Origin of the sequence: Micromonospora sp. NPDC047793 (assembly GCF_040642635.1) — a bacterium.
GTDB lineage: Bacteria > Actinomycetota > Actinomycetes > Mycobacteriales > Micromonosporaceae > Micromonospora.
This window is the reverse complement of the sequence record NZ_JBEYSG010000005.1, coordinates 322,682-345,169: the sequence shown is the minus strand read 5'-3', so window position 1 is coordinate 345,169 and position 22,488 is coordinate 322,682. Positions and strand designations below refer to the sequence as shown.

20 protein-coding genes and 1 riboswitch are annotated in these 22,488 nt (G+C 72.8%); of the genes, 6 read left to right on the top strand and 14 right to left on the bottom strand.

All coding sequences use genetic code 11. From position 1 onward, the window contains the following. Positions 1-18: 18 nt before the first annotated feature. Positions 19-84, top strand: a riboswitch (guanidine-III (ykkC-III) riboswitch). Between the two features lie 60 nt (positions 85-144). Together ABZ738_RS14130 and ABZ738_RS14125 are read left to right on the top strand one after the other, a co-directional pair. Then, on the top strand, positions 145-459 hold the full coding sequence (locus ABZ738_RS14130) for an SMR family transporter (protein ID WP_131057162.1): 315 nt from the start codon (positions 145-147) through the stop codon (positions 457-459). 81 nt (positions 460-540) lie between these two features. Next, entirely contained in the window at positions 541-783 is a 243-nt protein-coding gene (locus ABZ738_RS14125) for a hypothetical protein (protein ID WP_357213213.1), read from the top strand. A gap of 111 nt (positions 784-894) precedes the next feature. Here the strand turns inward: ABZ738_RS14125 and ABZ738_RS14120 are convergent, their stop codons facing one another. Beyond that, positions 895-3,354, bottom strand: coding sequence for a DNA translocase FtsK 4TM domain-containing protein (locus ABZ738_RS14120; protein WP_357213210.1), 2,460 nt, complete (start codon positions 3,352-3,354; stop codon positions 895-897). A gap of 113 nt (positions 3,355-3,467) precedes the next feature. Between ABZ738_RS14120 and ABZ738_RS14115 the strand changes: the two genes are divergently transcribed. Together ABZ738_RS14115 and ABZ738_RS14110 are read left to right on the top strand one after the other, a co-directional pair. Next, positions 3,468-3,935: a YbjN domain-containing protein gene (locus ABZ738_RS14115; RefSeq protein WP_131057877.1), complete on the top strand. Its 468-nt coding sequence runs from the start codon at positions 3,468-3,470 to the stop codon at positions 3,933-3,935. 101 nt (positions 3,936-4,036) lie between these two features. Further along, a complete protein-coding gene (locus ABZ738_RS14110; protein WP_357213342.1) occupies positions 4,037-5,611 on the top strand; it encodes a YbjN domain-containing protein in 1,575 nt (524 codons plus the stop codon). A 55-nt stretch (positions 5,612-5,666) separates the two neighbouring features. On the opposite strand, the gene ABZ738_RS14105 is transcribed toward ABZ738_RS14110, so the two are convergent. The 6 genes from ABZ738_RS14105 to ABZ738_RS14080 all read right to left on the bottom strand — a co-directional run bounded on the left by ABZ738_RS14105 (position 5,667) and on the right by ABZ738_RS14080 (position 12,360). Further along, entirely contained in the window at positions 5,667-6,851 is a 1,185-nt protein-coding gene (locus ABZ738_RS14105; protein ID WP_357213207.1) for a S1 family peptidase, read from the bottom strand. A gap of 71 nt (positions 6,852-6,922) precedes the next feature. Then, positions 6,923-8,614, bottom strand: coding sequence for a ribonuclease J (locus ABZ738_RS14100; protein ID WP_131055346.1), 1,692 nt, complete (start codon positions 8,612-8,614; stop codon positions 6,923-6,925). A 52-nt stretch (positions 8,615-8,666) separates the two neighbouring features. Further along, complete coding sequence (dapA, locus tag ABZ738_RS14095; protein WP_131055344.1) at positions 8,667-9,593, bottom strand: 4-hydroxy-tetrahydrodipicolinate synthase; 927 nt, start codon at positions 9,591-9,593, stop codon at positions 8,667-8,669. Between the two features lie 80 nt (positions 9,594-9,673). Next, positions 9,674-10,417 (bottom strand): FAD-dependent thymidylate synthase, encoded by a 744-nt coding sequence (thyX, locus tag ABZ738_RS14090; RefSeq protein WP_131055348.1) that lies wholly within the window; start codon positions 10,415-10,417, stop codon positions 9,674-9,676. A gap of 147 nt (positions 10,418-10,564) precedes the next feature. Beyond that, positions 10,565-11,077: a DUF2752 domain-containing protein gene (locus ABZ738_RS14085; protein WP_357213337.1), complete on the bottom strand. Its 513-nt coding sequence runs from the start codon at positions 11,075-11,077 to the stop codon at positions 10,565-10,567. A gap of 53 nt (positions 11,078-11,130) precedes the next feature. Next, entirely contained in the window at positions 11,131-12,360 is a 1,230-nt protein-coding gene (locus ABZ738_RS14080; protein WP_357213203.1) for a crosslink repair DNA glycosylase YcaQ family protein, read from the bottom strand. Between the two features lie 79 nt (positions 12,361-12,439). On the opposite strand from ABZ738_RS14080, the gene ABZ738_RS14075 reads away from it, so the two are divergent. Continuing rightward, positions 12,440-12,991 carry a GNAT family N-acetyltransferase gene (locus tag ABZ738_RS14075; RefSeq protein WP_357213200.1) on the top strand — a complete coding sequence of 184 codons (552 nt, stop codon included), beginning with the start codon at positions 12,440-12,442 and terminating at the stop codon, positions 12,989-12,991. Here ABZ738_RS14075 and ABZ738_RS14070 read toward each other — a convergent pair. Continuing rightward, complete coding sequence (locus ABZ738_RS14070) at positions 12,890-14,197, bottom strand: glycosyltransferase family 87 protein (protein WP_357213334.1); 1,308 nt, start codon at positions 14,195-14,197, stop codon at positions 12,890-12,892. The two genes, ABZ738_RS14075 and ABZ738_RS14070, sit on opposite strands and share 102 nt — an antisense overlap. Positions 14,198-14,232: 35 nt before the next feature. Here ABZ738_RS14070 and ABZ738_RS14065 point away from each other — a divergent pair, with 35 nt between their 5' ends. Next, complete coding sequence (locus ABZ738_RS14065; protein WP_131057756.1) at positions 14,233-14,805, top strand: GNAT family N-acetyltransferase; 573 nt, start codon at positions 14,233-14,235, stop codon at positions 14,803-14,805. Between the two features lie 331 nt (positions 14,806-15,136). On the opposite strand, the gene dapB is transcribed toward ABZ738_RS14065, so the two are convergent. The 6 genes from dapB to truB form a co-directional block, all read right to left on the bottom strand. Next, positions 15,137-15,910 (bottom strand): 4-hydroxy-tetrahydrodipicolinate reductase, encoded by a 774-nt coding sequence (gene dapB, locus ABZ738_RS14060; protein WP_357213196.1) that lies wholly within the window; start codon positions 15,908-15,910, stop codon positions 15,137-15,139. A gap of 69 nt (positions 15,911-15,979) precedes the next feature. Continuing rightward, on the bottom strand, positions 15,980-17,341 hold the full coding sequence (locus tag ABZ738_RS14055; RefSeq protein ID WP_357213193.1) for a pitrilysin family protein: 1,362 nt from the start codon (positions 17,339-17,341) through the stop codon (positions 15,980-15,982). A gap of 151 nt (positions 17,342-17,492) precedes the next feature. Continuing rightward, positions 17,493-19,853: a polyribonucleotide nucleotidyltransferase gene (locus ABZ738_RS14050; protein ID WP_357213190.1), complete on the bottom strand. Its 2,361-nt coding sequence runs from the start codon at positions 19,851-19,853 to the stop codon at positions 17,493-17,495. A gap of 226 nt (positions 19,854-20,079) precedes the next feature. Next, entirely contained in the window at positions 20,080-20,349 is a 270-nt protein-coding gene (gene rpsO / locus ABZ738_RS14045; protein WP_117226670.1) for a 30S ribosomal protein S15, read from the bottom strand. Between the two features lie 170 nt (positions 20,350-20,519). Beyond that, positions 20,520-21,449, bottom strand: a complete 930-nt coding sequence (locus tag ABZ738_RS14040) for a bifunctional riboflavin kinase/FAD synthetase (RefSeq protein ID WP_131055606.1) — start codon at positions 21,447-21,449, stop codon at positions 20,520-20,522. 52 nt (positions 21,450-21,501) lie between these two features. After that, the gene (gene truB, locus ABZ738_RS14035) at positions 21,502-22,386 is read right to left on the bottom strand and encodes a tRNA pseudouridine(55) synthase TruB (protein ID WP_131055604.1); all 885 of its coding nucleotides are present in this window, start codon (positions 22,384-22,386) and stop codon (positions 21,502-21,504) included. Positions 22,387-22,488: the final 102 nt, after the last annotated feature.

Here is a 22,488-nt window from a genome sequence, read left to right as displayed (position 1 = left end):
TCCGGTGCTACGGTCGGTCGCGACGGCCCGCGTGGCCGTCCCGGACGAGTCGTGGGCGTACCCGGTGAGCCAAGACGCCCCGCGTGATGGACCCGACTCGTCCCGGCGCCCCGGTGGCCCGGGCGGCCCCGAAGAGGTGACCCGATGGCCTGGATCGCACTGGTGATCTCCGGACTTCTCGAGACGGCGTGGGCGATCGCCCTGGACCGCAGTGCCGGCTTCACCCGACCCGTCCCCTCCGCGGTCTTCGCGGTGACGCTGGTGCTCAGCATGGGCGGCCTGGCGTACGCGCTGCGCGAGATCCCGGTCGGGACCGGCTACGCGGTGTGGGTCGGCATCGGCGCGACCGGCACCGCCCTGGTCGGCATGCTCGTCCTGGGCGAGTCGGCCAGCCTGCCCCGACTGCTCTGTCTGCTGCTGATCGTGGCCGGTGTGGTGGGGCTCAAGATCTATCACTGATCCGTGTCCGGGGTGCTGTTTGGACGGCACGCCGGTATGGGTACTGGCCGATCAACGACGAGTTGACCACCGGAGGAGATCATGGCCAACATACACGCAGGCACCCGCCCGCGCACCAACGCCGCCCGCATCTGCACGATCGCGGGCTTCGTCTTCGCCGGCCTCGCGCTGTTCCTGTTCCCGCTGCTGTTCGGCCTGGTCGCCGTCGGGCTCGGGGTCGCCGGCGCGGTGCAGGGCGACAAGCCGCTCGGCTGGTACGCCGCCGGGGCCGGCGTGGCCGCGATCCTGCTCAACCTGGTCCTCGCGGCAGCCCTCGCGAGCTGACCCGCGACACCGCAGACGAGGAAGGGCCCGCCGGACGTCCGGCGGGCCCTTCCTCGTGTACGGGTCGGTCCGGTGTGACGGCGCCGACCGATCGGCCAGGAGCCACCGAGGTCAGCCCTCCGTGCCCCGCAGGCCGTCCAGGACCTCGTCCAGCTCGTCCGGCTTGATCAGCACCTCGCGGGCCTTGGAACCCTCGGAGGGGCCGACCACGCCCCGGGTCTCCATCAGGTCCATCAGGCGACCCGCCTTGGCGAACCCGACCCGCAGCTTGCGCTGGAGCATCGAGGTCGAGCCGAACTGCGACGTGACCACCAGCTCGACCGCCTGCACCAGCAGGTCCAGGTCGTCGCCGATGTCCTCGTCGATCTTTTTCTTGTTCTCCTGGGCGGGGGCCAGCACGTCGGAACGGAACTCCGGCTCGCGCTGGTCCTTGCAGAACTTGACCACGTCGCCGATCTCGCGCTCGGTGACCCAGGCGCCCTGGATCCGCACCGGCTTCGACGCGCCCATCGGCAGGAACAGGCCGTCGCCGCGCCCGAGCAGCTTCTCCGCGCCGGGCTGGTCCAGGATGACCCGCGAGTCGGCCAGCGACGAGGTGGCGAACGCCAGCCGGGACGGCACGTTGGCCTTGATCAGACCGGTCACCACGTCGACCGAGGGCCGTTGGGTGGCCAGCACCAGGTGGATCCCGGCGGCCCGGGCGAGCTGCGTGATCCGGACGACCGAGTCCTCCACGTCACGCGGTGCGACCATCATCAGGTCGGCCAACTCGTCCACGATTACCAGTAGGTACGGGTACGGGCGCATCTCCCGTTCACTGCCCGGCGGCGCCTTGATCTCGCCGTTGCGGACCTTGCGGTTGAAGTCGTCGATGTGCCGGACCCCGTTGGCCGCCAGGTCGTCGTAGCGCATGTCCATCTCGCGGACCACCCACTCCAGCGAGTCGGCGGCCTTCTTCGCGTTGGTCACGATCGGGGTGACCAGGTGCGGGATGCCCTCGTAGCCGGTCAGCTCGACCCGCTTCGGGTCGATCAGCAGCAGCCGCACCTCGTCCGGCGTGGCCCGGGTCAGGATGGACATCAGCAGGGAGTTGAGGCAACTGGACTTCCCGGCGCCGGTGGCGCCTGCGATCAGGATGTGCGGCATCTTGGCCAGGTTGGCCACCACGAACCCGCCCTCGATGTCCTTGCCGAGGGCCACCACCATCGGGTGGTGGTCGCTGGTGGCCGCCCGCGACCGCAGCACGTCACCGAGCGCCACGTTCTCCGGGTCGGTGTTCGGGATCTCCACACCGACCGCGCTCTTGCCCGGGATCGGGCTGAGGATCCGCACGTCCGGCGACTTCACCGCGTACGCGATGTTGCGGGAGAGCTGGGTGATCCGTTCGACCTTGACGCCGTGGCCCAGCTCGACCTCGTACCGGGTCACCGTCGGGCCCCGGGTGAATCCGGTGACCGCCGCGTCCACGTCGAACTGGTCGAAGACCCCGGTCAGCGCCGCGATCACCTCGTCGTTGGCCTTGCTGCGGCTCTTCGGCGCGGCTCCGGTGCTCAGCATGTTCGCCGGCGGCAGCGTGTAGTCCCCGGCCATCCCGGTCAACGCGAGCTGCTCGGCCCGGGTCGGCGCGGGCGAGTGCTCCGGCGGCTCGGCCGGCTTGCGGCTGGCCGGCACCCGGGACGGTGCCTTGCGCGGCAGGACCACGGTCTCCTGGAGGTCCACCCCGTCCAGGTCCTCGAAGTCGTCCGGATCGATCGGCGAAGGAGTCCGCTTCGCCGGCCGTCGCCGGGACGGCGCGGCGGGCGTCTCCGCCTCGGCCTCGTCCTCCTCCTCGGTGCGGCCGATCACCGCCCCGGCCAGCAGGCCGAGCCGCTCGGGCACCTTGTTGATCGGCGTCGCGGTCACCACCAACAGCCCGAACACCAGCAGCAGGAGCAGCAGCGGCACCGCCACCCAGGCGGTGACCGCGCGCTCCAGCACGCTGCCGACGCCCGCGCCGACCAGGCCACCGGCGAAGTCCCGCTCGGTCGGGTCGGACGGCTGCTGACCGATGTGCAGCATCGCGGCGGTGGCGACCAGCATGGAGCCCCAGCCGATCACGCCGCGTCCCCGGTGCTCGGGATCGCCGGGTTGCCGCATCAGCCGCCAGGCGCCGATGCCGAGCAGCACCGGCACCACGATGGAGATGGCACCGAGGAACAATCGGATCGTGTCGGCGAGTTGGGCACCCAGCGGGCCGGCCCCGGAGAACCACAGTGCACCGGCGGTGAGCAGGGCGAGGCCGATCACCAGCAGGCCGGCGCCGTCGCGGCGGTGCTCCGGGTCGATGTCGGCGGCGGAGGCGGCCTGACGGCCGGTGGCGCGTACCGCCCACCCGACGCTGTGCGCCAGGCCCATCCACACCGCACGGACCGCCCGGCCGACGTACGCCGCCGGGCCCGGCCCCCGGGCCGTGGTGCGACGCCGGACCGGCGCCCGGGTCTTCTTCGCCGGTTGGCGCGCACGACTGTTGTTCGTGCCACCGCGCGGCGACGCGCCGCGTCGGCGACTCGCCTGAGAGGTACGGCCCGCCATAGCATCACCGTAACGGCGGGCCCCGGGATACGCCGGTCTTACTGGTCGCGTCCGCGTGTCGCAGCGCGGCCACCGCCGCGTGCCGTGATATTCGCCCCACGGAAGGGTGCCCGATGGCGTCGCCGGAGTTCGAGGACGGACCGTTGGCCGGCCATCCGTCGGCACTGCGGCCGTTGACGCACGACCTCGTCACGGCCGTGTTGGCGCACCGGGGCCACCCCGTCACCGCCGACGGGGGTGCGCTGGTCGGCCGGTGGGCCGAGGGCCACGTCTGGTTCCTGCGCGCCGGGGACGACGGCGAGATCCTCCAGGTACGCATCGTGGCCACGCCCGCCTTCGGCCTCGACGAGGTGCCCCGGTTGCACGAGTTCTGCAACACCTGGAACCACGACCTGTTCTGGCCCAAGGCGTTCGTCCACGTCGACGACGCCGGACGGGCCCGGGTCTGCGGCGAGGTGATCACCGACCTGGAACGCGGCGTCACCCCGCACCAGCTCGACCGGCTGCTCGACCGGGGCATCTCCACCGGCCGCCGGCTGGCCGCCGAGGTGGGCCGGCTCGTCGGGTCGGAGCGGCCGTGACCGGCTGGCCGACCGGTCCCGGACGTGGCCGCCAGCGCAGCCGGACCACCGCGCCGGTCCCCGGCGAACGGCCCGCCGACGCGTTGCACGTCGCCCGGGACATGCCGGACGGCGAAGCGCGCATCGCCGAGGTGGAACGCGTCGCCGTCCGCGCCGAGGCGGCCGGTGACCCGGCCACCGCCCGGGCCGCCTGGTCCGAACTGGTCGAGACGCACCTGCGCGGCGGCGAGCGGTGGCGCCTCTTCGAGCCCGTCCGGCGCTGCCTCGACGCCGCCGCCCGCGCCCGGTCCACCCCCGGCGGCCCCGACGACGAGACGCTGCGCCGCTACCGCCGGTACGCCGCCGAAGCCCTGCTCGGCACCCCGCGCATCGGCCTCGACCAGGCCGCCCACCTCCTCGACACCGACACGGGCCTGGGGGTGACGGCGGACCGGGACGACGCGGTGGTGGCGCAGGTGCGCTGCCGGATCGCCGACCATCTCGGCGACGAGCCCGCCGCCCGGCACTGGCTGCGCCGGTGGCAGGCCGCGCCCGCCGACCCGGCCGCCGGATGTCCCGACTGCCTGCCGGTACGCCAGGCCGAACTGCTCGCCGGCTGGGGCGACTGGACGGAGGCGCTCACCGCCGTCGCGTCCGTGCTGGACGGTCCGGACGGCTGCACCGCCCAGCCCGAAGCGGCCCTGACCGGGGCACTGCTGCCCTGGCTGCGGGCCGGCGAGACGCACCGGGCGGCCCGCGCCCACGTCCGGGCGTACCGGCGGCACCGGGTCGAGCCCGACGGGTTCGGCCACCTCGCCACGCACCTGCGCTTCTGTGCCCTCGGCGGGCACCTCGGGCAGGGGCTGGCGATCCTGGTCGCGCAGTTGCCCCGGCTGGACCAGCCGCACGACGACCGGTCGGTGATGGAGTTCACCGCCGCCGGTGCGCTGGTCTGCGCCCGCGCCGCCGCCGACGGCGACCGCGCGGTGCACCGGCCGGCATACCGGGGACGGCCGGCGGCGCAGGTCACGGTGAGCGCGCTCGGCACCGAGCTGCTCGCTGTCGCCACCGCGCTCGCCGGCAGTTTCGACGCCCGCAACGGCACCGGCCACCAGTCCGGCCGGATCGCCGCCTGGCTGGCCGAACGCCCGCTGGCCGAGCCGGTGCCGCTGCCGGGTGAGGACGAGATCGAGCCGGACGACGAGCCCTGGCCCGGCGACCCGACGCCGACCGGCAGCGGGACCGGGGCCGAGGTCAGGACGGACGACTCCGCCGGTCAGACGGCGGACGAGGTCGGTGCACTGACCGTACGGATGATCACCGAGGCGTTGGACCGGCGGGGCGACGGGTACGCCCTGGACCCGACCGGCACCGTGCTCGGGCGCTGGGGCGACGCGGTGATCCAGTTCCGGCGGGCCGGGGAGCGCGGCGAGATCCTGCACGCCCGGGTGGTCGCCGGTCGTCGGCTGCCGGCCGCCCGTCGGGCCGAGGCGTACGCGTTCTGCAACGGGTGGAACCGGGACCGGCTGCTGCCCAGCGCGTACGTGCACGATCCGGGCGAGGGTGAACTGGTGCTGGCCGGCGAGGTGACCACCGACCTGGCGTACGGGGTGGCCCCGGCACAGGTCACGGTCCTCGTCGACGCGGCGGTCCGCACGGGCGTCGCGTACGCGGAGGCGGTCGCCGCGCTGCCCTGAGCGGACATGCGCCGGCCCGGCCGGACGGGACGCGTCCGACCGGGCCGGCGGGGAATCAGCGTCGGCTGCCCAACGTGGCGAAGTTCTGCGTGGTGAGCAACGTCAGGTTGTTGCGTTGCAGGATCTCGTTGACCGGCTGGTAGAACGTCGTGCCACCGCGTACGCAGTCGCCCGAGCCGCCGGAGGTGACGCCCTGCGCCTGGCTGCCCGAGATCCACGAACCGCCGGAGTCACCGGGCTCGGCGCAGACGTTCGTCCGGACCAGCCCGCTGACCAGTCCCTCCGGGTAGCGGACGGTGGCGTTGCGGGCCTGCACGGTGCCGCAGCGTACGCCGGTGGTGGAGCCGGACCGGCAGATCGACGACCCTGCGGGCACCTCCTGCGAGCCGGCGACCCGGGCGATGCCGCCCCGGAAGTCGGTCACCTCGGGCAGCACCCGGGTGTTCTGGTTGACCTGCACGAAGGCCCAGTCGTCGCCGGGGAAGGAGGAGGCCCGGAACACACCCTGCAACTCGCCGTCCGGCCCCGAGGTCCGGGCACCGACCCGGCCGCAGTGCCCGGCGGTCACGTAGCCGCCGACCACCGCGAACCCGACCGAGCAGCGGCCGGCGCCGACGAAGAAGGGCTCGCCGCCACGGACGTCGGCGAAGAGTCGCGGCTGCTCCTCGGTGGCCATCCGGACCGCCTGCCGGGATACGCCCGCACGGGCCACGAAACGCCAGCCGGCCGCTTCGGCACCCGGTGCGGCGAGCACCACCACCGTGTTGGTGGCGACGTCGACGTACCAACCGGAGACGTTCTCGGCCCGCCCGGCGGTCCGGTCCATCCGGGTCTTGATCGCGTCGAGCTGACCGACGCCACGCTCCACCACCTTCGGCACCGCGCCGGTGGCGCGTACCCGCTGTGCCTGGGCCTCGTCGGCGACCGCGACGTTGAGCTGGGCGCCGTCGGCGCTCAGCCAGCTACCGGCGTAGTCCCCGCCGAGGTCCGACCGGAGCTGCTCGACGACCCCGCTGGCCCAGCGTTCGGTCTTCAGCCGCGCCGCGACCTGCGCCTGGTCCAGCCCCAGGTCGCGACGCATGGCCTCGACCACCTCCGCGTCGGCGCCCGCCACGGCCTGACCGGTCGGCGCGGTGCTCGGCGCGCCGCCGTCACCGGCGAAGGACGGCAGGGCCACCGCCGCCGCCGCGCCCAGCGCCGCCACCACGACACCGATGGCTGTCAATCGTCTGCGGTCCATCCGCCATGCTCCTCCCGGCCGGCGCGGGGCACGCCTGCCGGATCGGAGTACGGGCGGATGGACCGAACGGTTCAGACTTCGACGACAGTGGGCACGATCATCGGCCGGCGTCGGTAGGCGTCGTTGACCCACCGACCCACCGTGCGACGGACGATCTGCTGGAGCTGGTGCGGGTCGGTGATGCCGTCCGCAGCGGCCCTGTTCAGGGCCTCGGTCACCAACGGGATCACCGCGTTGAACGCCTGCTGGTCCTCGGAGAAACCCTTGGCGGAGACGGTCGGCCCGGCGACCACCTTGCCGGTCACCGAGTCCACCACCACCGTCGCGGCGATGAACCCACCGTCACCGAGGATGCGACGCTCGGTGAGCAGCGATTCGCTGACGTCACCGACGGCCAGTCCGTCGACGTAGACGTACCGGCTCTTGACCCGGCCCACCAGGCTGGCCCGGCCCTCCACGAGGTCGACCACGTCGCCGTCCTCGCAGAGCACCACCCGGTCGGCCGCCACCCCGGACTCGATGCCGAGCCGGGCGTGCGCCCGCAGGTGCCGCCACTCGCCGTGCACCGGCATCAGGTTGCTGGGCCGCACCACGTTGAGCAGGTAGAGCAGTTCACCGGCGGGCGCGTGGCCGGAGACGTGCACCTTGGCCACGTCCTTGTGCACCACCACGGCACCGGCCCGGGCCAACCGGTTGATCACCCGGTAGACCGAGGTCTCGTTGCCCGGCACCAACGACGAGGCGAGCACCACCGTGTCGCCCGGGGCGATGGTGATGTGCCGGTGGTCGCCGCTGGCCATCCGGCCCAGGGCGCTCATCGGCTCGCCCTGCGACCCGGTGGACATCAGCACGATCTGCTCGGGCGGCATCGACGTGGCCTCGTCCAGGCCGACCACCAGGCCCGCCGGGATGTTGAGCAGCCCCAGGTCGCGGGCGATGCCCATGTTGCGCACCATGGACCGGCCGATCAGCGCGACCTTGCGGCCGTGCTCCAGCGCCGAGTCGAACACCTGCTGCACCCGGTGCACATGCGAGGCGAACGAGGCGACGATGATCCGGCCGCGCGCCTTAGCGAAGATCGAGTCGAGGACCGGGCCGATCTCCCGCTCCGGGGTGACGAAGCCGGGGATCTCCGCGTTGGTGGAGTCCGAGAGCAGCAGGTCCACGCCCTCGGCGCCGAGCCGGGCGAACCCGGCCAGGTCGGTGATCCGGCCGTCCAGCGGGAGCTGGTCCATCTTGAAGTCGCCGGTGTGCAGCACCAGGCCGGCCGGCGTACGGATGGCCACCGCCAACGCGTCCGGGATCGAGTGGTTGACGGCGAAGAACTCGCACTCGAACGGACCGAGTCGCTCCCGGCCGCCCTCCCGCACCGTCAACGTGTACGGCTGGATCCGCCGCTCCGCCAGCTTCGCCTCGACCAGCGCCAGGGTGAACTGGGAACCCACCAGCGGGATGTCCGGCTTGTGGGCGAGCAGGTACGGCACCGCGCCGATGTGGTCCTCGTGCCCGTGGGTCAGCACGATCGCCTGGACGTCGTCGAGCCGGTCGAGGATGGGACCGAAATCCGGCAGGATCAGGTCGACACCGGGCTGCTCCACATCGGGGAAGAGCACGCCGCAGTCGACGACCAGCAGTTTGCCGTCGTACTCGAAGACGGTCATGTTCCGGCCGATGGCGCCGAGCCCGCCGAGCGGGGTTATCCGCAGTCCGCCCTCCGGCAGCGGCGGGGGAAGTTGGGCCTCCTCGTTGTGCGCCTCGGTCACGCGTTCACCTCATTCTGCGACGCCGTCACCCGGCGTCCGTCGTGTCGTTTGATCATTCGGGTAGCGGTAGCCCCGCCGCCGCGCAGTCGGCGCGCAGCTGGGCGAACTCGTCTTCGGTGGCTTCCACGAGCGGCGACCGGACCGGCCCGGCCGGCAGCTTCGACGCGTTCAGACCCGCCTTCACCAGGATCGTGCCCTGGGTCCGGAAGATCCCGGTGAACAACGGCAGCAGCCGGCGGTGCAGAGCGAGCGCGGACGCGGTGTCCCCCGCGTCGTACGCCTCGATCATCCGCTTGGTGTCGGCCCCGGTGAAGTGCGTCGAGGTGCCGACCACGCCCACGCACCCGACCGCGAGCGCGGGCAGCGTGGAGGCGTCGTCGCCGCTGTAGAACGCCAGGTCCGTGCGGCTGGTCACCCAGCTCGTCGCGGTCAGGTCGTTCTTGGCGTCCTTGACCGCGACGATGCGGCCGTGCTCGGCGAGCCGGACCAGCGTCTCGGTCTCGATCGGCACCCCGGCGCGGTGCGGGATGTCGTAGACCATCACCGGCAGGCCGGTGGAGTCGGCCACCTCGATGAAGTGACGCAGCAACCCGGCCTGCGGCGGCTTGTTGTAGTAAGGGGTCACCACCAGCAACCCGTGCGCACCGGCCTTCTCCGCGGCGGCGGCCAGCTCGATGGTGTGCCGGGTGTCGTTGGTGCCGACCCCTGCCACCACCCGGGCCCGCTCACCGACGGTCTCCACCACGGTCCGGATCAGGCGTTCCTTCTCCGCGTCCGTGGTGGTCGGCGACTCGCCGGTGGTGCCGTTGACCACCAGCGCGTCGTTGCCCTGCTCGGTCACGAGGTGGTCCGCGAGCCGCGCGGCGCCGTCGAGGTCGAGCGCACCGTCGGCGGTGAACGGGGTCACCATCGCGGTGAGCACTCGTCCGAAGGGGCGGGAGGCCGCCCGGACCGGTGTGTCAAGGTGGTCGTGCGTCATGGTGACAACCTAGCGGACGGCCGGCGGTCGGCCGCCGGGGAAGGCCTCAGGACCCCTCGGTGAGCGGAGTGCTCTCCCGCTCAGGATGCCGCGATGTGCGGGCTCGCCGCCACCTCGGTGCCATCGGCGAGAGTCGAGACGGCGAAGTCGGCGAAGACGTTCGGCGCCACCCTCTGCAACTGCCGCAGGCACTCCACCGCCAGCTCGCGGATCTCCACGTCGGCGTGCTCGGTGGCCCGCATCCCGATGAAGTGCCGCCAGGCACGGTAGTTGCCGGTCACCACGATCCGCGTCTCGGTGGCGTTCGGCAGCACCGCCCGCGCCGCCTGCCGGGCCTGCTTGCGCCGCAACGTCGGGTTGGGCTCGTCGGCGAAGTGCCGCTCCAACCCCTCCAACAACTCGGTGTACGCCCGCACGCTCGCCTCGGCCGCCTCGACGAACCGCTTGTGCAGCTCCGGGTCCTCGGCGATCACCCTCGGCTCCACCATCGCCGCGTCCCGCTCCGGCACGTACCGCTGCGACAACTGGGAGTACGAGAAGTGCCGGTGCCGGATCAGTTCGTGCGTGAACGACCGGGAGACCCCGCTGAAGTAGAAACTCACCGACCCGTGCTCCAGCACCGAGAGGTGCCCGACCTCCAGGATGTGCGCGAGGTATCCGGCGTTGGTGGCGGTCGCCGGATTCGGCTTCTTCCAGCTCTGGTAGCAGGCCCGGCCGGCGAACTCCGCGAGCGCCTGTCCCCCGTCCGCGTCGGTCGACCACGGCACGTCCTCCGGCGGGTCGAAGTGGGTCCACGCGATCAGCTTGACCTGGGGCTGCACCATCTCCGGCATTCCTGCGACTGTAGTGGCCCCATCCACCCGACCCCACCGCACCCCCCCACCCCCACCAGCCACGTTGATCAAGAAGTTTTGGTCACGGACGACGGCGTGAACGATGAGAACTTCTTGATCACCCGGGGTGGGTGGGGGTTAGACGTAGAGGGCGGTGAAGGGGGGCCAGGGGAGGTTCCGGACCACCGTGAAGGCCAGCCAGGCGGCGAGGAAGCCGCCGACCAGCTTCGGGCCGACGCGCAACTCGGGCAGTCGCCAGCCGAACGCCTGCTTGCCGGCCCAGGCGACGAAGAAGTACGCCAGGAAGGGCAACGCGAAGACGAAGAGGAAGTGGTGCCGGGCGGCGGCCGGCAGATCGGCGTGCAGGACGTACCAGAGGGCGCGGGTGCCACCGCAGCCCGGGCAGTCCAGCCCGGTGGTGAGTTTGAGCAGGCAGCTGGGGATCGCGTCCGGCGCGGAGCGGGTGGGATCGCTGACCAGTGCGTACCCGATGCCGGCGGCGACGCAGCCGACGGCGGCCAGCGGCACCACCCAGCGCGGGGTGCGCTCGTGCAGGCGCGTGACGAAGCGGGTCAGGCGGTCGGGCTCGGCGATCGGCGGGTAGTAGCCCGCCGGATAGCCACCGGGGTAGCCCTCCGGGTGAGCGGGGATGGCGGGCGCGTGGGGATCGGGGGCGCCCGGTCGGTCAACGCTCGTCACGCTGCTCACCGTACACCCGCCACGCTCAGCAGCGCGGCGGCCAGCGGGCCGGCCAGATCACCGGCGGACGGCGGAGCGACCGCGTCCAGGCCGAGCCAGCCGGCGAGTCGGTACAGCTCGGCGGCGAGGGCCACGGCGGTCTCCCCCGGGTCGGCGCCCGGCTCGACCCAGGCGGCCGGCACCAGCAGCACCCCGGCCCTGCGATCGGCCTTGAGGTCGACGCGGGCGGTGAACCGCTCCCCCTGCCGGAACGGCAGCACGTAGTAGCCGTACACCCGCTGGGGCGCGGGCACGTAGATCTCGATGCGGTAGGTGAAGCCGAACAGCCGCTCGGTGCGGGCGCGTTCCCAGATCAGCGGGTCGAAGGGGCTGACCAGCGTGTTGCCGCGTACCCACCGGGGCAGCCGGGCCTGCGCGTGCAGCCAGGCCGGCTGCCGCCAGCCCGGCACCGTCACCGGGCGCAACTCCCCGGCCTCGACCAGCTCGGCGACGGCCTGCCGGGCACCGGCCACCGGCAGCCGGAAGTAGTCGCGCAGCTCCACCTCCGCGGCCACGCCGAGCGCCCGGGCGGCGATGCCGACGAGCGTGCGGTACGCCTCGGCGTCGGTCGGCGTGGGTGCGTTCAGCACCTCGGCGGGAAGCACCCGTTCGGGCAGGTCGTAGCGGCGGGCGAAGGAGGTGGTGCGGGCCGCCGCGCACACCTCGCCGGCCCAGAACAGGTATTCCAGCGCCTGCTTGACCGCCGACCAGTTCCACCCCCAGTTACCGGTCTCCCGGGGTGCGTCGTGCTCGATCTCGGCCACGGTCAGCGGTCCCCGCGCGGCCACCTCGTCGCGTACCCAGGCCACCAGGGCGGGCTGCTCCTGGGCGATGCGGCGCATCCCGCCCCAGGCGTCGGTGTGCGCCCGCGCCATCCGCCAGCGCAGCGCCGGATGCAGACCGACCGGCACCAGCGACGCCTCGTGCCCCCAGTACTCGAAGAGGTCACGGGGCCGACGGTAGGCGGCGGTGTCGAGCAACGTGGTCGGGTACGGCCCGAGCCGGCTGTAGAGCGGCAGGTAGTGCGCGCGTTGCAGGACGTTCACCGAGTCCATCTGGATCAGCCCGACCCGGTCGAGCACCCGCCGCAGGTGACGGCGGGTGGGCGCCCCGGTGGGCGGTGGGTCGGCGAAGCCCTGTGCGGCCAGCGCCACGCGGCGGGCCTGGGCGAGCGAGAGTGATTCCGGTGCGACCATCGCAGCGCAGGCTACGTCACCCGTACGACACCGGTGCGGAGACTGGACCTGACGCCCCGGGCCGCCTAGAACTGGAGCCATGCCCACCATCCGTCGGGAGGAACCCGAGGACGCCGAGGCGATCGCCCGGGTGCACGTGAGCGGCTGGCAGGCCGGGTACGCCGGGATCATGCCGGACGAGGTGCTGGGCCGACTCAACCCGGTGGCCTGGGCGCAGCGTCGCCGGGCCCTCGGCACGGCCGACCCGGAGCACCCGTTCACCACGCTGCTCGCCGAGGTCGACGGGGCGTTGGCCGGGTTCACCACGTTCGGGCCGTACCGCAACAACCAGGACCGGGGCGACCTCGACCCGGCGTACGGCGAGGTGGTGGCGCTCTACGTGGCGCCCGCCCACTGGGGCGACGGCACCGCTCCGGCGCTCTTCACGGCCGCCCACGACGGCCTGCGGGAACACGGCTGGTCGGAGTACCGGGTGTGGGTGTTGGCGGACAACCACCGGGCCCGCCGGTTCTACCAGCGGGCCGGGTTGTCACCGGATGGTGAGGAGTCGACCTATCCGGTGCCGCTCTCCGGCGGGCGTCCGCCGATCGGGCTGGTCGAGTTGCGGTACACCGGCCGCCTCGACGGCTGACCGTCCGGCCGGTACCGGCGGTTCGCCCCGGTCCAGCGGTTCGCCCCGGCGGCCCAGCGGCAGGAAGGCCAGCAGCGCCAGGCTGATCCAGACGTACGTGTTGCCGAAGAGGAAGCCGTCGATCCCGCTGAAGTCCTGCTCCCACGCCCAGACGATCCGGCTGGTCAGGAAGCCGTACCCGACGGTGGCGGCGGCCAGCAGCAGGTGCCGGCGACGGCTACGCGGTGGCGCGGCCATGCCGTGGTCCACCAGGAGCAACAGCCCCGGCAGCAGCCAGACCAGGTGGTGCACCCAGGTGACCGGGCTGACCAGGCACATCACCGCGCCGGTCAGCGCCAGACCGGCGGCCTCGTCGCCGGCCGCCACGGCGGCCCGCGACCGTCGGATCCACAGCGCGACGGTCGCGGCCACCAGCGCCAGCCAGGCCAGCGTGCTGGGGCTCTGCGGGTCGAGCCGGGCCACCACGCCGCGCAGCGACTGGTTGGAGACGAAGGCCAGCTCACCGACGCGGCCGGTGTTCCACAACGCCGAGGTCCAGAACTCGCGGGCCGCGTCCGGGAACAGCGCGGCGGCCAGCACGGTCGCCCCGGCGGCGGTGCCGGTGGCGGTGAGCGCCGCCCGCCAGCGACCGGTGGCCAGCAGATAGATCAGGAAGATGCCGGGCGTGAGCTTGATCGCGGTGGCCAGGCCGATGCCGACGCCGGCCCACCTGCTGTCGCGTGGCAGCAACCGCAGCAGGTCCACCGCGACCAGGAACAGCAGCAGCGTGTTGACCTGGCCGAAGTTGATGGTCTCGCGCATCGGCTCGAACGCGGCGGCCAGGCAGAGCGCCACCGCGAACGCGAACCACCGGGTCCAGCCCGCGCGGCGGGACACCGGGTCCAGCAGCCACCAGATCAGCACCGCGGCGGTGGCCACCCCGGCGGCCACGCTCACCACGATCGCCCCGTGCCAGGAGAGGTAGGCCATCGGCAGCATCACCAGCGCGGCGAACGGCGGGTAGGTGAAGCCGTACTGGGTGCCCGGCTTGAGGTAGTCGTAGATCTCGCCGCCGTCGTGCACCCACCAGACCAGCGCGCCGCGATAGACGTGCAGGTCGAAGAAGCCGTGCCGGACCGCCGCCACGGAGAGGAACGCGGTCACCGCGACGGCGAGTACGACCACTGCGACGACCTGTCCGACCGTCCGCCTGGCACCCTGCGCCACCGTCGCCTCCCTCACCCTGCGTAGGCTGTCGTCCCATGGCTCTGGGGTTTGTCCGCCCGGCGCGTCCGGAGGACGTCGCCGAGATCGCCCGCATCCAGCTCGCGACCTGGCGGGTCGCCTACCGGCGGCTGCTGCCCCGGCACGTGCTGGAGAACCTCGACGAGGCGTGGCTCGCGCGGCGGTGGGACGCCGCAGTGCGCCAGCCGCCCGGTGAGACCCATCGGGTGCTGGTCGCCGTCGAACAGGCCGAGCAATCGTATCTGGTGGGCTTCGCCGCCTCCGGGCCGGTCGACGCGGAGGCGCTGGCCCCGAACGAGCCCGCCGACGCGCTCGGCGCCGACGTGGTGGCGGTGACCGACCTGCTGGTGGAGCCGCGCTGGGGCCGGCGCGGACACGGCAGCCGGCTGCTCGCCGCCAGTGTGGACCTGTGGCGGGAGTCCGGCTTCACCCGGGCCGTCTCCTGGGTCTTCGAGGGCGACGAGGCGTCCCGGAAGTTCCTCGGCGCGGCCGGCTGGGAGCCCGACGGGGCGGGGCGGGCGCTGGACGTGGACGACATGCTGGTGCCGCAGCTGCGCCTGCACGTGGCGGTGCCCGCCGAGGCGGACTGAGCGGCCGTCGGACGGCCGGTGCTGCGGCAGCACCACGACGGAGATGTACTGCCACCCCGGTGCCTGTCGAGCTGAGAGCAGAGACGGATCACCGACGGCCGACTCGGCAGCGAGCAGCCAGCGACGGCTCGTCCGGCAGCGACGGATCACACGTAGCCGACCGACGGTGACGGGCGGCCGACCGGGCCGCGATAGCGCAGACGGTTCAGCTCGACAGTGCCCGAAGCAGGGGTAGGACACCGCCTCGGTCCGTCACGGCAACCCCCGTCCGTCACGGCAGCCCCGGTCCGGGAGAGGTCCGCGTCGGGCGTGGCGGCCGCCCGGGTCGGGCTCAGTCGAGCAGCGGGTCCAGGCCGAGGGTCAGACCGGGTCGGCCGGGCACCGCGCGGACGGCCAGCAGCACGCCGGGCATGAACGAGACCCGGTCGTACGAGTCGTGCCGGATGGTCAGCGTCTCGCCGGTGGTGCCGAAGAGCACCTCCTGGTGGGCGAGCAGGCCGGTGGCCCGGACCGCGTGCACGCGCACCCCCTCGACGTCGGCGCCCCGGGCACCGGGGACCTCGTCGGCGGTGGCGTCCGGCACCGGGCCCAGCCCGGCCTCGGCGCGGGCCGCCGCGACCAGGCGGGCGGTGTGCGTGGCGGTGCCGCTGGGCGCGTCGAGCTTGCGCGGGTGGTGCTGCTCGATGATCTCGACGGACTCGAAGTGCCGGGCCGCGCGGGTGGCGAACTGCATCATCAGCACCGCGCCGATGCCGAAGTTCGGGGCGATCACCACACCCAGCTCCGGCCTGCCGCCGAGCCAGTCCCGCACCTGGTCCAGCCGCTGCCCGGTGAAGCCGGTGGTGCCGACGACCGCGTGCACGCCCTGGTCGACGCACCAGCGCAGGTTGTCCATCACCACGTCCGGGGTGGTGAAGTCGACGACCACCTGCGCACCGGCGTCCGCCACGGCGGTCAACGGGTCGCCCTGGTCGACCGAGGCCACCAGTTCCATGTCGGCGGCGCCGTCGACGGCCCTGCACACCTCGAGGCCCATCCGGCCCCGGGCACCCAGCACACCGACCCGGATCGGCCCGGTCGCGCCCTTCTCCTGCTCGTCAGTCACGCGGCACAACCTATCCCAATCGGGACGCCGGCACCCCGGCGGTACGACGGCCGCACCCGGGCGGCCGGGTCAGGCGACGAAGTCCGAGTCTCCGAACGGGCCGACCACGGCCAGCGACATGGGTCGGCTGAGCAGGTCGGCGGCGAGTGCGTTGACGTCGCCGAGCGTGACCGCGTCGACCCGGTGCAGCAGTTCGTCGACGGGGACCAGGTCACCGTAGAGCAGCTCGCCCTTGGCCAGCCGGCTCATCCGTGAGCCGGTGTCCTCCAGGCCGAGCACGAAGGAGCCCTTGCTCATCCCCTTGCCCCGGGCCAGTTCGGCCTCGGTGACGCCCTGCGCGGCGGTACGCGCCAACTCGGCCCGGGTCAGCTCCAGCACCTCCTGCACCCGCCCCGGGGCGCACCCGGCGTACACGCCGAACAGGCCGGTGTCGGCGTACTGGCTGGCGTAGGAGTAGACCGAGTACGCCAGGCCACGCCGCTCGCGGATCTCCTGGAACAGGCGGCTGGACATGCCGCCGCCGAGCACGTTGTTGAGCACGCCGAGGGCGAAGCGTCGCTCGTCGAGCCGGTCGATGCCGGGGCAGCCGAGCACGACGTGCGCCTGCTCGGTCTCCTTCGCGTGGACGACCACGGTGGCGGTCTGGGTGCGTACCGCCGGGGTGATCGGCCGGTGCGACGCGGGCGTCGCCGGGTCGGTGTCGAGCGGACTGCCCTTGAGCGCCGACCGGACCAGCCGGACCACGGTCGCGTGGTCGAGGTTCCCGGCGGCGGCGATGACGATCTGCGGCGCGACGTAGCGGCGGCGGTAGAAGCTCTGGATCTGCCGGCGGGTCATCGGGGTGACCGTCTCGGCGGTGCCGGAGATCAGCCGGCCCAGCGGGTGGTCACCGTAGACGGCCCGGGTGAGCAGGTCGTGCACCTCGTCGCCGGGTTCGTCGTCGTGCATGGCGATCTCTTCGAGGATGACGCTCCGCTCGGTCTCCACGTCGGCCGGGTCGAGCACCGAGTCGGCGACCAGGTCGCACATCACGTCGATGGCCAGGGGCAGGTCCGCGTCCAGCACCCGGGCGTAGTAGCAGGTGTACTCCTTCGTGGTGAAGGCGTTGGTCTCGCCGCCGACCGCCTCGATCGACGAAGAGATCTCCAGGGCGTCCCGCTTGTGGGTGCCCTTGAAGAGCAGGTGCTCCAGGAAGTGGGCGGCGCCGGCCTGCGTGCCGGTCTCGTCCCGGGAGCCGACCGCCACCCAGATGCCGAACGAGACGCTGCGCATCGCCGGGATCGCCTCGGTGAGTACCCGCAGCCCGCTGGGGAGGACCGTGCGGCGCACCGTACCGCCCAGCGGGTCGTCACTCAACGTCCTGGTCACCGCGCGGGTGGCCGCTCCGGCGGACCGGGTGGTCGTGGCGGCCTGCCGGCCGCCCGAGGGCATCCCTCCCGGTCGCGCCGTGGGCAAGGACGAACGGCGGGTCCGACTCACGGCAACCTGCTTCCCAGTACGACGAGGGGTGGTGGATCACGAACCGGCCGGGCGACGGTGTCGCCCGGCCGGTCAGCGGTGCGGTACTAGCTACTGTCGGCGATCAGCTGTGCCGGGTGCGGCGCCGCGGACGGGAGTCCCCGTCGCCGCCGCCCTCGCCACCCTCCGGGCCACGGCCGCCCCGGTCGCCACCGCGCTCGCGGTCGCCCCGGTCACGCGGGCCACGGTCGCCCCGGTCACGGCTGGCCGGCCGCTCGCCACCGGCCTCGGCGGCCGGCGCCTCGGCGCCCTCCGGCCGGACCTTGTCCAGGTAGATCTTGCCGCGCTGGTCGACGTCGGCGATCTCGACCTCGACGCGGTCGCCGACGTTGAGGAAGTCCTCGACCTTGTCGACCCGCTTGCCGTCGCCCACCTTGGAGATGTGCAGCAGGCCGTCGCGGCCCGGCAGCAGCGAGACGAACGCGCCGAACGGCGCGGTCTTGACCACCGTGCCCAGGAAGCGGTCGCCCGTCTTGGGCAGGGTCGGGTTGGCGATCGCGTTGATCCGCTCGACCGCGGCCTGCGCCGACGGGCCGTTGGTGGCGCCGACGTAGATGGTGCCGTCGTCCTCGATGGAGATCTCGGCGCCGGTCTCGTCCTGGATGGCGTTGATGGTCTGGCCCTTCGGGCCGATCACCATGCCGATCTTGTCGACCGGGATCTTCACCGTGGTGACCCGCGGCGCGTAGTCGGACATCTCGGCCGGAGCCTCGATCGCCCGCTGCATCACGTCGAGGATGGTCTGCCGGGCCTCGTACGCCTGCTGGAGCGCGGCGGCCAGCACGTCCGACGGGATGCCGTCGAGCTTGGTGTCGAGCTGCAGGGCGGTGACGAAGTCCCGGGTGCCGGCGACCTTGAAGTCCATGTCACCGAAGGCGTCCTCGGCACCGAGGATGTCGGTCAGCGTCACGTACTGGGTCTTGCCGTCGACCTCGTCGGAGATGAGGCCCATGGCGATGCCGGCCACCGGCGCCCGCAGCGGCACACCGGCGGAGAGCAGACCCAGCGACGAGGCGCAGACCGAACCCATCGAGGTGGAACCGTTGGAGCTGAGCGCCTCGGAGACCTGCCGGATCGCGTACGGGAACTCCTCCCGCGACGGCAGCACCGGGATCAGCGCCCGCTCCGCCAGCGCGCCGTGCCCGATCTCGCGGCGCTTCGGCGAGCCCACCCGGCCGGTCTCACCGGTCGAGTACGGCGGGAAGTTGTAGTTGTGCATGTAGCGCTTGGACTTCTCCGGGGAGAGGGTGTCCAACGACTGCTCCATGCGCAGCATGTTCAGCGTGGTGACGCCGAGGATCTGGGTCTCGCCACGCTCGAACAGCGCCGAGCCGTGCACCCGGGGCAGCACGCCGACCTCGGCGCTCAACGGACGGATCTCGCGCGGGCCACGGCCGTCGATCCGGACCTGCTCCCGCAGCACCCGGCCGCGCACCTCGGACTTGGTCAGCGAGCGGAAGGCAGCCGACAGCTCCTTCTCCCGACCCTCGAAGCGCGGGCCGAGCTCCTCCTGCAGGCGGGCCTTGATCGCGTCGAGGGCCTCCTCGCGGTCCGCCTTGCCGGCGATCTGCAGGGCCTCGGCGACGTCGGCGCGAGCGAACTCGGCGACCGCGTCGTACGCGTCGTCCTGGTAGTCCAGGAAGACCGGGAAGTCGGCGACGGGCTTGGCGGCCACCTCGGCCAGCTCGCTCTGCGCGCGGCACAGCTCACGGATGGCCGGCTTGGCGGCCTCCAGACCGCTGGCCACGACCTCCTCGGTGGGCGCCGGGGCACCGTCGGCGACCAGCTTGACGGTGTGCTCGGTGGCCTCGGCCTCGACCATCATGATCGCGACGTCGCCGTCGGCCAGGGCGCGACCGGCCACCACCATGTCGAAGGTGGCGCGGCTCAGCTCCTCGTGGGTCGGGAAGGCGACCCACTGGCCGTCGACGTGGGCCATCCGGGTGGCCCCGATCGGGCCGGAGAACGGCAGGCCGGAGAGCTTCGTCGACATCGAGGCGGCGTTGATCGCCACCACGTCGTACGGGTGCTGCGGGTCGAGCGCGAGGATGGTCTCGACGACCTGCACCTCGTTGCGCAGGCCCTTGACGAACGAGGGGCGCAGCGGCCGGTCGATCAGGCGGCAGGTGAGGATGGCGTCCTCGCTGGGGCGACCCTCACGGCGGAAGAACGAGCCGGGGATCCGGCCCGCGGCGTACATCCGCTCCTCGACGTCGACGGTCAGCGGGAAGAAGTCGAAGTGCTCCTTCGGCTGCTTGCCGGCGGTGGTGGCGGAGAGGACGACCGTCTCGCCGAGCTGGGCGATGACGGAGCCGGCGGCCTGACGGGCCAGCCGACCGGTGGAGAAGGTGATCTCACGGGTGCCGAACGAGCCGTTGTCGATCACGGCGGTGCGGACTTCGGTGCCGAGTTTGGTCTCGGTCATGGTGCGGCAGTACTCCTTCGCATCGGGGGCCACGACGCGGGAGCTGTACGGACGGCCGGTCTTCGATCGAAGCGCCCGGTACCACCGGCGAGATGCCGGGGCCTCCGGAGGCCACTACCGGAGACCGGTACGCCGACGGCTCCCCTTGTCTCAGGTGCGCGCGGCCCGTGTCTCGGGTGGGACGCGGACGGGGGGAGCAGCCCATCGGGCTGCTCCCCCCGTCACGTCACCGACGCAGACCGAGTCGCTCGATGAGCGACCGGTAGCGGTTGATGTCCTTCTTCTGCACGTAGTTGAGCAGCCGACGGCGACGGCCGACCAGCAGCAGCAGCCCACGGCGGCTGTGGTGGTCGTGCTTGTGCACCTTCAGGTGCTCGGTGAGCTCGGCGATCCGCTTGGTGAGGACCGCGACCTGCACCTCGGGCGACCCGGTGTCACCCTCGGCGGTCGCGTACTCTTCGCGGATCTTGGCCTTGGCCTGCTGGTCGAGCGCCATGTTCTCCCTGTTCTGGTGGGTTGTCGATACGGTTCGTCGGGCCGGGCTAGGGCACCGGCGACGAACGGCCTACGCGCCCGCGGCGTCGAGCAGGCAGCGAGGCCCCACGTCGGTCAGCCGACGTCCATGCCAGCCTACCAGCACCTGGTCGGGATCGCCCTGACGAGCCCTCAGCCCAGCGCCCGGCGCGTCTGCGCGACGTCCTCGGTGATCTGGGCGACCAACGGTTCGATCGCGTCGTACCGGACCTGCCCGCGCAGGCGGGACACGAAGTCCAGGGCGAGCCGCTCGCCGTAGAGGTCACCGTCGAAGTCCAGCGCGTACGCCTCGACCCGCCGCTCGCGGCCGGAGAAGGTGGGATTGGTGCCGATCGAGACCGCGGCGGCCAGCGGGTGCCGCTGCCCCCGACGGATCATCCGGGCCGCGTAGATGCCGTCCGCCGGGACCGCCGCGTACCGGTGGCAGAGCAGGTTCGCGGTGGGGAAGCCCAGTTCCCGGCCGCGCTGGTCACCCCGGACGACGACCCCCTCCAGCCGGTGCGGGCGTCCCAGCGCGACCGCCGCGGCGGCCACGTCCCCCGCGTCGACGCAGGAGCGGATGTACGTGGACGAGAAGACGGTGCCCGCCTCGGAGATCAGCGGGGCGTCCTCCACGGCGAAGCCGAACGTACGGCCGAGCCGGTCGAGCAGGGCGACGTCCCCGGCCGCCCGGTGCCCGAACCGGAAGTTGTCCCCCACCACCACCAGCGCGGCGTGCAGGTGCGCGACCAGGACGTCGTGCACGAACGCCTCGGCGGGCAGCCGGGAGAACTCGGCGGTGAACGGCACCACGCAGAGCACGTCCACGCCGAGCGACTCGATCAGCTCGGCCTTGCGGGCCGGTTCGGTGAGCACCGCCGGGTGGGAGCCGGGCCGGACCACCTCGGCCGGGTGCGGGTCGAAGGTGACCACCACCGACTGCACGCCCAGCTCGCGGGCCCGGGCGACGGTGTGGCCGATGGTCGCCTGGTGCCCCTTGTGCACGCCGTCGAAGACGCCGATGGTGACGACGGACCGCCCCCACCCGCCGGGCACCGCGTCGAAGCCCCGCCACCGTTGCATGCTGTTCCTCCGCTAGTCCGCCCGCCCGCACCGTCCGGGCCGGCACCCGCCGTCAGGCCGGGGCGAGCACGATCTCCGCGCGGGCCCGGCCACCCCGCTCGCTGACGATAGCGATCAACCCGCCGGCCGGATCGAAGACCGCGTACGGCCCGGCCAGCCCGACCGGCTCCAACGGCCCACCGTGGGAGAGCACCTTCGCCTCGTCCGCGTCGGCGTCCCGACGGGGGAAGAACCGGTCGGCGGCGGCCGCGAGCGGCACCCCGACCACCTCGGGCGCACGCTGCTCCAGCTCGTCGAGCGTGGCGGCCTCGGCCAGGGTGAAGCCACCCACCGCGGTCCGCCGCAGCGCGGTCAGGTGCCCACCGACCCCGAGCGCCCGGCCCGCGTCGCGGGCGATGGCCCGGATGTACGTCCCGGTGGAGCAGGACACGTCGACGTCCACGTCGACGACGTCCGGCTGCTCGCGGCGGATCGCCAGCACGTCGAGGCGGGACACGGTGACCCGCCGGGCCGGCAGGTCGACGCTCTCCCCCGACCGCACCCGCTTGTACGCCCGCTGTCCGTCGATCTTGATGGCGCTCACCGCGCTCGGCACCTGGTCGATCTCGCCGGTCAGGTCCGCCAGCGCGGCGTGGATCGCCTCGTCGGTGACGGTGCCGGCGGGCGTGGTGGCGATCACGTCACCCTCCGCGTCGTCGGTGACCGTGGACTGGCCGAGGCGGACGGTGGCGGTGTAGCTCTTGTCCGCCCCGATCACGTAGGTCAGCAGCCGGGTGGCCCGGTTCACGCCGATCACCAGGACCCCGGTGGCCATCGGGTCGAGCGTGCCGCCGTGCCCGACCCGCCGGGTACGCGCGAATCGGCGGATCCTCGCCACCACGTCGTGCGACGTCATGCCGCCGGGCTTGTCCACCACGATCAGACCGTCAGTGCTCACGACGTGCAAGCCTGCCAGACCGCCCGAGCGCGACCGACACCGGACGACCGGCCGGAAATCGGCTGTACGCGCCGGTCGCGGCCCTGCCAGGATGGTGCGCCG